The sequence below is a fragment of the Lacibacter sp. genome, from assembly GCF_057361365.1.
Window position 1 is genome coordinate 187,428 of the sequence record NZ_JBMQSG010000009.1, and the last position, 10,743, is coordinate 198,170.

4 protein-coding genes are annotated in these 10,743 nt (G+C 43.4%); 2 read left to right on the forward strand and 2 right to left on the reverse strand.

The genetic code is table 11. From position 1 onward, the window contains the following. Positions 1-412 precede the first annotated feature (412 nt). Positions 413-1,918 carry an Ig-like domain-containing protein gene (locus tag ACO1QW_RS08555; protein WP_486257552.1) on the forward strand — a complete coding sequence of 502 codons (1,506 nt, stop codon included), beginning with the start codon at positions 413-415 and terminating at the stop codon, positions 1,916-1,918. Between the two features lie 110 nt (positions 1,919-2,028). Here ACO1QW_RS08555 and ACO1QW_RS08560 read toward each other — a convergent pair whose 3' ends face one another. Next, positions 2,029-7,647 (reverse strand): T9SS type A sorting domain-containing protein, encoded by a 5,619-nt coding sequence (locus ACO1QW_RS08560; protein WP_486257554.1) that lies wholly within the window; start codon positions 7,645-7,647, stop codon positions 2,029-2,031. Between the two features lie 434 nt (positions 7,648-8,081). On the opposite strand from ACO1QW_RS08560, the gene ACO1QW_RS08565 reads away from it, so the two are divergent. Then, positions 8,082-8,909 carry a glutaminyl-peptide cyclotransferase gene (locus ACO1QW_RS08565; protein WP_486257556.1) on the forward strand — a complete coding sequence of 276 codons (828 nt, stop codon included), beginning with the start codon at positions 8,082-8,084 and terminating at the stop codon, positions 8,907-8,909. Between the two features lie 144 nt (positions 8,910-9,053). On the opposite strand, the gene ACO1QW_RS08570 is transcribed toward ACO1QW_RS08565, so the two are convergent. Further along, the coding region (locus ACO1QW_RS08570) for a T9SS type A sorting domain-containing protein (RefSeq protein ID WP_486257558.1) at positions 9,054-10,743 on the reverse strand (1,690 nt) is incomplete at its 5' end.

Consider the following 10,743-nt stretch of genomic DNA (forward strand, 5'->3'; position numbering starts at 1 on the left):
CTATGATGGCAATAGAATTTCTATATGAGGTTGCAAATTTAATGATTTGAATATCTGTTATCGGCTTTGATTTTTTTCCGGTATTAGGGATGAAGCCGGCAGAACTTAGTTCAGCTAATGGTAAACCCTAATGCATTGAATACAAGTAGTTGATACATACATTCCGGCGAAAATGACCCCTAATTTTCCCGTCGTATTTATTCGTTTTTCCGCTACAAAAATGTAGTAGTTTGTCCTAGGGCTAAAACTTGGAGCATAATGGGTGGTTGTTTAGTTTTACAATCACGAATCGACAGACCAATATCCACCCTACTGATGAACCATTCTCCACTGCACAGGACTTCCCCCTATCGACCTTACTATTACTTAGTATACTGACCTTTTAATTCGTACATAACTAAAAAATCCGTCAATGAAAACCTCAATCCGATCCTATGCTTTGCCCATGCTCGTACTGTTAAGCATCGTGGCAGCATCCTGTTCCAAAGAAAAGTCAACCCAGGTAAACGAAGAACAAACCGAAATTCAGCAAACCCGCAATGGCGGTCTTGTAGATGATGACTCTGCCCTCCAGGCCAACGTACCGGCAATTGTTTCTTCCGGCTTTTTGCAATCAGGTCTATCCTCTGATGGAATCCCCATTTCGAGAATTGCTGCAAAAGGTAAACCCGATAACATCCCTCCCACAATTAGCCTTCTGTCGCCCGCAAATGGCAGCACTGTTTCTGGAACGGTGAATGTAACGGTTAATGCAACTGACAATATTAAGGTTACCTCCGTAACGTTAAGCGTTGACGGAACTGCTAAAGCCAGCAGCACCACCGCTCCCTTTACAACGATCTGGAACTCTGGTACTGTTCCAAACGGTACGCATACTTTAACTGTAACCGCCAAAGACGGTAAAGGCAACAGCAGCTCCAGTTCAATACAGGTGACTGTAAACAATGTAACCGTTGGTGACATTACCGCTCCAACGGTGAGCATTTCTTCACCTACTAATGGCGCTTCATATGATGCAAACACTACCCTTTCGATCAATGCATCAGCATCCGACAATGTGGGTGTAAGCGCATTGAACATAAGTATTGATGGTATTGTTGTAGCGTCGTCGGCGGGTTCATCTTCCAGTTATTCATGGAATACCGGCACTGCAGGTAGCGGCATTCATAGCATATCTTCTACAGCAAAAGATGCAGCCGGTAATCAAACAATTAAGACTGTTTCAGTAACAATTAACACCGTTGTTGTTGAACCGCCACCATCTACTTCAGAAGTTCGCATAGCAATGCCTCCTGTAAGTAACCAGGGAAGCGAAGGGTCATGTGTAGGTTTTGCAGTTGGTTATGCGGCACGTTCCGCTGAGCAATACCATAGAACCGGTGCAACCAGCTATAGCAATGCCACCAACATTTTTAGTCCTGAATTCTTGTACAACCAGATCAAGTTCAGCAGCGATTGCACGTCAGGTTCCGCTATGCAATCTGCATTAGACTTCATCAAGTTAAATGGAATTTGCACTTATCAATCGATGCCCTACAGCAGTTCAAACGGATGTGCTTTACTACCAACAACTACACAAGCCACAGAAGCACTAAACTTTAAGATAGGTAACTATTCAAAATTATATACAAGCGATAAGATTGCTATTAAAGCAATGGTATCAACAAAGCACCCTGTCATTATTTCTGTTATTGCCGATAACAGCTTTATCTCTGCAAAACCTGGTTTTGTCTGGAAAAGCTATTCGGGTTCAGGATCACTTGCGCATTGCATTGTAATTTGCGGATATGATGACGCTAAAAATGCTTACCTCGTGATGAATTCATGGGGAACGGGTTGGGGCGATGCCGGTTTTAGCTGGATCGATTACGACTTCTTCATCACAAGAACAGGCACATACTGTTACGTGATGAATTAATTCTGCATTTAAATTAATTGAATAAGAAATGCCGGTCGCTGACCGGCATTTGTATTATAAAAAAGGCTGCTCTCTTAGAGCAGCCTTACCATTCGGTTTAAATTAAATGGTTATTGTTTTAAATTGATCAGTTTGCCAGTTACCTGCTGTCCGGCTACATTGAGTTTGTAAATCAATGTACCTGCTGCTGCAGTGGAACCTGGTCTGAATTCAATCACCTGGGTTCTTCCTGCTGTAAGATAACCTTCGAAAACTGTTTGCAATTTCTGGCCAAACATGTTATAAACTTCAAGCGATGCTTTTCCTGAAACAGGAGATACAACAGTAAAGTTTACTTTGTCAGCAAATGGATTAGGATAAGCTGAAACACGGATGTTTTTAACTGCTTGTGTCAAATCTGCACTGTTAATAACACCTGAAGGATTGCTGAAGTTGATTCTTCCTGAAGGAATTTCGCATGGGCCTACGTTCCAGTCTATGAGAATTCTGCATTCATCAAAGCCTTCGTTGATTGCAGCGGCAGCGCCACCGATATCGGAAAGTTTAGCACCACATTCTGTTCCAATAATGCCGTCAGCATTAGCCAACGCATCATTTGCTAAATGATACAATCCATCAACTGTGTGAGCATATCCTTTGCAATCAAGCGCATCAATGATACTTTGTCCGATTGTTTTGTAAACATATTCGTTTTCAACCACCAACTGGCCAAGTTCATTGTAATAACAACGACGCTGTTGAGGTGTGGTTGAGCCACATCCACCCACTGCTTTTGCAGTTGCAAATGTGCCCGCCTTTAATACAAACCCGCTCAACGTACCACTAACTCTCATATTCAATCCAAGGGTGATTGTTTGTGACAAGAGCACATTATTGATCCTTCCTTGTTTTGTAATATAAGTTGTAGAAGTATTGGTACCAGGAGTCCAGCAAGAAGACACAGGACTATCTACGGTACAATTACCAAACAATTCTCTTGCACCACCACCACCTGGCATTGATTTGTTAAGCAATGTTGCAGCTGATGCAGTTGAAGGAATGGTAATCCTTGGTGTTGTGATGCCGTCACCACCAATATACATTGGATTGGCAACACCATCTACTCCCAACATGGCTTTGATCATGTCAACTACTGTTGGATATGTAATGGCCACACCGTCGCCAGTGCCATCACCATCGCACGCTGGACTGGTATTACCATACTTACCTTGCGTATAAGTACAATAGCCGCCACATGGAACCACAGTAACATCATAAGTACACACTGTTGGGCTAAGCTCTGTATTTGCATAAGAAACAGTGAGCGTTAATGTAAAGTTCTGCGCACCTGCGGTAACAGTAACAGATTGACCGTTGTCTGCTCCAACAATTGCTGCGCCGTTGTTTACACTCCACTTCCAGGTTTCATTTGCAGTTGCAGCTCTGCCTGCAGTATATGTATTGGTTGAACCATTACATACTTCTGAAGTTGGTACTTCAGGACAGCTGCCTGTTACATTTACATTAACAGAGCAATTTGATACGGACACGCAGCCAGTTAGCTTGTTAGTAACTGTAACTGTAAATGAAATTACTTGTCCGGCATCATTTGGAGCTGCTGTGTAAACAGGATTCTTAATATCGTAGAAGTTAAATGAACCTGCACCATCTTCTGTCCACGCATATGTGTAATGCGTAGGATCAGTGTCTGCGTTTGCACTCAGATCAACATTCATCTGCGTGTTGTGGGCAGCTGAAGTAATGTCGATCAATGTTGGCATTGCAGAGCAACTGATAATTGGTAATGGATTAACCGTTAAGGTAGCGCTTTGAGTAGCTGTGCCACAGGTACCAGTTATAGTTACACTATAAGTTCCTGCCTGTGCCGCTGTGATAGGTCCAGCGATAGTATAAGAAGCATTGGTTGCTCCTGCAATTGGTGCTCCACCTTTACTCCACTGGTAAGTGAACGGACCGGTACCACCTGCAGTTGTAGTGAACGTAACACTTGCACCACCTACACAACGAGCTGCATCATCAAAATCAGCAGCTGTTGTTACAGGATTAACTGTCAACGTCGCATCCTGAGAAGCTGTACCACATGTACCAGTTACAGTTACACTATAAGTTCCTGCTTGTGCTGCTGTGATAGGACCTGCTACTGTATAAGAAGCATTGGTTGCACCGGCAATTGGCACACCACCTTTACTCCACTGGTAAGTGAACGGACCCGTACCACCTGGAGTTGTAGTGAACGTAACACTTGCACCACCAACACAACGAACTGCATTGTCAAAATCAGTAGCTGTTGTCACCGGAGTTACGGTCAGGGTTGCATCCTGGCTCGCAGTACCACAAGTACCACTTACTGTTACGCTGTATGTACCAGCTTGTCCTGCTGTGATAGGGCCAGCAATTGTATAGGAAGCATTGGTTGCTCCTGCAATTGGTGCACCATCTTTACTCCATTGGTAAGTGAACGGACCTGTACCACCTGGGGTTGTAGTAAACGTTACACTTGCTCCGCCAACACAACGGCTTGCATTATCAAAATCAGTAGCCGTGGTTGCAGGGTTTACAGTCAATGTCGCATCCTGGCTTGCTGTACCGCAAGTACCAGATACAGTTACACTATAAGTTCCTGCTTGTGCCGCTGTGATAGGTCCAGCTATAGTATAAGAAGCATTGGTTGCTCCAGCAATTGGTGCTCCACCTTTACTCCACTGGTAAGTGAACGGACCTGTACCACCTGCGGTTGTAGTGAACGTAACACTTGCCCCACCAACGCAACGTACTGCATTATCAAAATCAGTAGCTGTTGTTACTGGATTTACAGTCAACGTAGCATCCTGACTAGCTGTACCGCAGACCCCACTTACAGTTACACTATATGTACCTGCTTGTGCTGCTGTGATAGGACCTGCTATAGTATAAGAAGCATTAGTTGCACCGGCAATCGGTGAACCATCTTTACTCCACTGGTAAGTAAACGGACCACTTCCTCCTGGGGTTGTAGTGAACGTAACACTTGCACCACCAACACAACGAACTGCATTGTCAAAATCAGTAGCTGTTGTCACTGGAGTTACGGTCAAGGTAGCATCCTGGCTCGCTGTACCACAAGTACCACTTACTGTTACGCTATATGTACCAGCTTGTGCCATAGTGATAGGGCCAGCAATTGTATAAGAAGCATTGGTTGCACCGGCAATTGGTGCACCATCTTTACTCCACTGGTAAGTAAACGGACCTGTACCACCTGGGGTTGTAGTGAACGTAACACTTGCACCGCCTAAACAACGGCTTGCATTATCAAAATCAGTAGCTGTTGTAACAGGATTTACTGTCAACGTTGCATCCTGAGAAGCTGTACCACATGTACCACTTACAGTTACACTATAAGTTCCTGCTTGTGCTGCTGTGATAGGACCAGCTACAGTATAAGAAGCATTGGTTGCACCGGCAATTGGCGCACCACCTTTACTCCACTGGTAAGTGAACGGACCGGTACCACCTGGGGTTGTGGTGAACGTAACACTTGCACCACCTACGCAACGAACTGCATTGTCAAAATCAGTAGCTGTTGTTACAGGGTTTACTGTCAATGTTGCATCCTGACTAGCTGTGCCACATGTACCTGTTATGGTTACACTATATGTTCCTGCTTGAGCTGCTGTAATAGGACCAGCTACAGTATAGGAGGCATTAGTTGCTCCTGCAATTGGTGCACCGTCCTTACTCCATTGGTAAGTAAACGGACCTGTACCGCCTGGGGTTGTAGTGAACGTAACGCTTGCGCCACCAACACAACGAACTGCATTATCGAAATCAGTAGCAGTTGTTACAGGGTTTACAGTCAACGTCGCATCCTGGCTTGCTGTACCGCAAGTACCAGTTACAGTTACACTATAAGTTCCTGCTTGCGCTGCAGTGATAGGACCAGATACAGTATAAGAAGCGTTAGTTGCTCCTGCAATTGGTGCTCCGTCTTTACTCCACTGGTAAGTGAACGGACCTGTACCACCTGCAGTTGTAGTAAACGTCACACTTGCACCACCCACACAACGTACTGCATTATCAAAATCAGTAGCAGTAGTTACAGGGTTTACTGTTAACGTTGCATCCTGAGAAGCAGTACCACATGCACCTGTTACAGTTACACTATAAGTTCCTGCTTGTGCTGCAGTGATCGGGCCATTAATTGTATAAGAAGCATTAGTTGCTCCTGCAATTGGTGCACCATCCTTGCTCCACTGGTAAGTGAACGGACCTGTACCTCCTGGGGTTGTAGTGAATGTAACACTTGCGCCACCTACACAACGAACTGCGTTATCGAAATCAGTAGCAGTTGTTGTAGGATTCACAGTTAATGTTGCATTTTGACTGGCTGTACCACATGCACCTGTTACTGTTACACTGTATGTACCTGCTTGTGCTGCAGTGATCGGGCCATTAATTGTATAAGAAGCATTGGTTGCTCCTGCAATTGGCGCACCATCTTTACTCCACTGGTAAGTAAACGGACCTGTACCACCCGCAGTTGTTGTAAACGTTACACTTGCACCACCCACACAACGTACAGCATTATCAAAATCAGTAGCTGTTGTTACAGGATTAATAACAACTGTACCTGAAGCAGGTGCAGATGGACATTCTAATCCTTTTCGGGTAATTGTAACGGTATATGTTCCGGCAATTGAAGTTTGGAAACTTTGTACATTTCCGGGGTTACCAACGTAACCAACCGGAACTACCCAAGTGTAGTTAAATTGATTCGGTGTGCCATCTCCGGGTGTTGCCGTAACGGTTACTGGTAGTGCGCTTGCACAAACTGTTTGAGAGTTCACCGTTACAGTGGGGGTAATGTTAAAGCTGCCACCCACAAAATCATCAAGTGAAGCAGTAACTTCCTGGGAAGATCTCGTTTCAATTAAAATGCTTGCCTGGCAAAGGTCTACATCTCCTAATTGAAAATCGGGACCATCAAGAATTACCTTGCCCTCGAAGAATTGGTTTTGTTCATATTCAGCAGTTGGATTACCGTTTTTATCCTTCATCAGCCATCCCACTGGCACTGTCGAAATATCATTATCTTCATCCTTGTTGTTTTCGGCAACATTGCCTGTAATACCAGTAGTATTCAAGGTGCCATTTGAGTTCGCAACATTACCTCCACTGCCTACCCACCGGTAAACAGTTATTGTACCTGTTCGTCCCCCACCGGTAAAATCGGCAAGGATAAGAAGGTCGCCAACTCTGTGTTCAGGCCAAAAATCGCCTCCCACTTTAGGTGACGTAGTTAGTGTCCTGGGGCCAGTACCATTGAGATAAAGCCAGAAACCAATTTGGGCATCGCCTTCATTGGTAGTTCTGTCACCGGCAAAATACAAAACGCCCTCCGAAATAACGGCGGCCGCATTTGCAATGTCATTTTTTGCTTTCGTTTGTCCCATTTCCCATCTTTGGGCCGACGCTAGCTGGAAATCTTTCGATCCCGTTGTAAACTGATCGTCAACAACTCCCGTTCCGTGAGGATCGGGTTTGTAAACTCTTACAGGGTTAAGTGAAAAATTGGCGAAGTTCCAATCCGTAGTACTACCATCAATAGTAATGGTTTGTGCTTTCAGATCAATGGAACTGAACGTCGTAAATAACATAAGCAGGAACAGCACCTGTCGCCAGAGCCAGTTCCTACACAAGTTGTCTTTCTCACCTTTGGTTGGTGAGGCGTGTAGCAGTTTGTTCATCATTGTCGAATTTTTAAGTGAAAAATGTCTAACATTCCACAGGAGGCTAATAGGATCTTAAAGACAGGACAGTTACCCCTAAGCACAAAACAATACAGTACCTCTCATGAGGCACATTATGCGTACTCAGTTGAAACAATAAATCGAGAGGACAATAAAAGGATTACTGAAATTTAAAGCAAGGATTCATTGGCATTAAAGCAATTCAAAGGGGATCAGAGAAAGCATATAAGTAATAACATAGAAACGGTATTTGCTTTCAGGGGGGGGTGGATGGGAATTGAGTTCGTAAACGTAAAGACATTTTTTTACAATTGCAATACTACTAAGCGGTCATAAACATATATATTTTTTTGCCATCCAAATTGAAGGCAGTACCGGTCATCATTCACATCAATTTCACAAAAGCATCATCGCCTTTTACTTATTTTTGAAACATGTTGAAACAAATAAACAGTTTACTTTTTGCATCACTCCTTTTAACTGCATGTGGTAATGATCCCGAATCGGGAGAACCCCAAACAACAACTCCAACTATACCGCCACCCAAAGGTTTAACTTATAACCTGGTAAAAGATTATCCGCACGATACTTCCTCTTTTACCCAGGGATTGATCTTTTATAAAGGTGTTTTATATGAGAGTACCGGTAACCCCAACAACGCATTAAATAACGGTTCATGGGCGGGGCCTGTTGATATGTTAACAGGAAAGCAAACAAAAAAAGTGACGCTGCCAGCAGAAATTTTTGGAGAAGGCATCACCATCTTAAATGACAAACTCTACCAGATTACCTGGGAAAACAGGAAAGGTTTTGTATATGATTTAGCAACATTTAAAAAATTACAGGAATTTAATTATAACCATGAAGGTTGGGGTATTACCAACAACGGGAAAGAATTAATTGTGAGCGATGGAAGCAGCAATATGTATTTCTGGGATCCCGAAACACTAAAAGAAATACGTCGCATAAGTATACAGGATGAAAACGGTTTACGCAATAACATCAACGAACTTGAATTCATTAATGGTGCAGTGTATGCCAATGTTTGGCAATCAAACGAAATATTGAAAATTGATCCTGCAACCGGCAATGTCATTGGTAAACTCGACCTTACAGGTTTAAAACAATCTTACCCCGAATTATCAGGTGGCAGCAACAGCGATAAAGTATTAAACGGAATTGCTTGGGATAGCAGCGGTCAACGTCTGTTTATCACCGGCAAAAACTGGAGCAAATTATTTGAATTGAAATTGCTCAATTAACTTAACCGATCTTCATAACAAAATACATCAGCATCTTTTTCTGCAATAACAAACTGTTACTAAATCCTGGTATAACACCGGGATTTTTAGTATAAAAAAGGCTGCCCTTTCGGGCAGCCTTACCAATCGGTTTTAATTCGTTGGTTATTGTTTAAGACTGATCACTTTACCTGTTATTTGTTTACCTCCAACATTCAGTTTGTAGATTAATGTACCCGCAACCATTGTTGTGTTAGGTCTGAATTCAACAAACTGTGTTTTGCCGGCAACCAGGTTGCCTTCATAAACGGTTTGAATTTTTTGACCAAACATATTATAAACTTCTAGCGACGCTTTTCCTGACACAGGAGATATGATCGCAAAGTTTACTTTTTCAACAAATGGATTAGGATAGGCTGTAATACGAACGGCTTCTCCGTTAGTAGATGTAATGTCAGGTGTTTCGCAATACCCAACAAAATATCTGCATTCATCAAAACCATTATTGATTGCATCCATCGCTGAATTCAGTTCACTATAACTTGGAACGCCGCCAACACCCGGCATCTTAACTCCACCCAATACATCATTGGCAAGATTAAGAAGATCCATGATAGTTGCATTAGCTCCAAGATAGCTAACTACATTCTGATTGATCTGGAATGATCCGCCGGATGTTATAATGCATCCTGAACCAATAGCCAATCCTGACAACGACGCACCATTTAATCTTACAGCAAGGGCCACGCCTATTGTTTGTGACAACAGGTTGTTGTTGATTTTGCCCTGGCTTGTTAAGTACGCATCGAAACAAGGATCAAGTATACTGCAGTCGCCTGCTTTCAGACCAGTTGGTGTACCACCTCCAGGCATGATATTGTTCAGGCGTTCGTATGAACCTGCAGGTATGGTCACTGATTGACCAGGACGTCCAATTGTTATTGGTGCGGTCAATATTGATTTCAATAATTCAAGACCATTTTTATTACCCCAGAATCCTTGCGTGTAAGTGCATATTGGAGCACAAACCTTAGTTGTCACTTCATAACTGCAAACAGTTGGACTAAGCTCCCTGTTTGCATAAGAAATAGTGAGCGTTAACGTAAAGTTTTGCGCACCTGCTTTTACTGTTACGGATTGGGCATTATCAGCACCCATGATGGTTGCACCATTATTTACGGTCCACTTCCATGTTTCATTAACTGTTGGCGCTCTGCCTGCAGTATACGCATTGGTTGAACCATTACATACTTCCGAAACCGGAACTGTTGGACAACTACCCGCAGCATTTACAGTTACTGAACAGTGTGATGTTGATGTACATCCTGTGGAAAGGTTTGTAACTGTTACGGTAAAGGAAACAACCTGTCCAGCATCAAGTACACCCGCTGTATAAACAGGGTTCCTGATATTACTGAAGTTAAACGAACCGGCACCATCCTCTGTCCATGCATAACTGTAATGTGTAGGATCTGTATCAGCATTACCAGCCAGACTAACATCAAGCTGTGTATTATGTGCAGCAGATGTTATGTCAATAATACTTGGTGTTGCACTACAACTGATAACTGGCAATGGATTCACTGTAAGTGTTGCACTCTGACTTGCTGTACCACATGCTCCTGTTACGGTTACACTGTATGTACCAGCTTGTGCTGCTGTGACAGGACCAGCTACTGTATATGAACTCATCGTTGCTCCTGCGATCGGTGCGCCATCCTTACTCCACTGGTATGTGAACGGACCGGTACCACCTGCAGTTGTAGAGAAGGTTACACTTGCTCCCCCAACGCATCTTGTTGCATCACTTGGATCTGTAGCTGTTGTTACAGGGTTCACGGTAAGTGTTGCACTC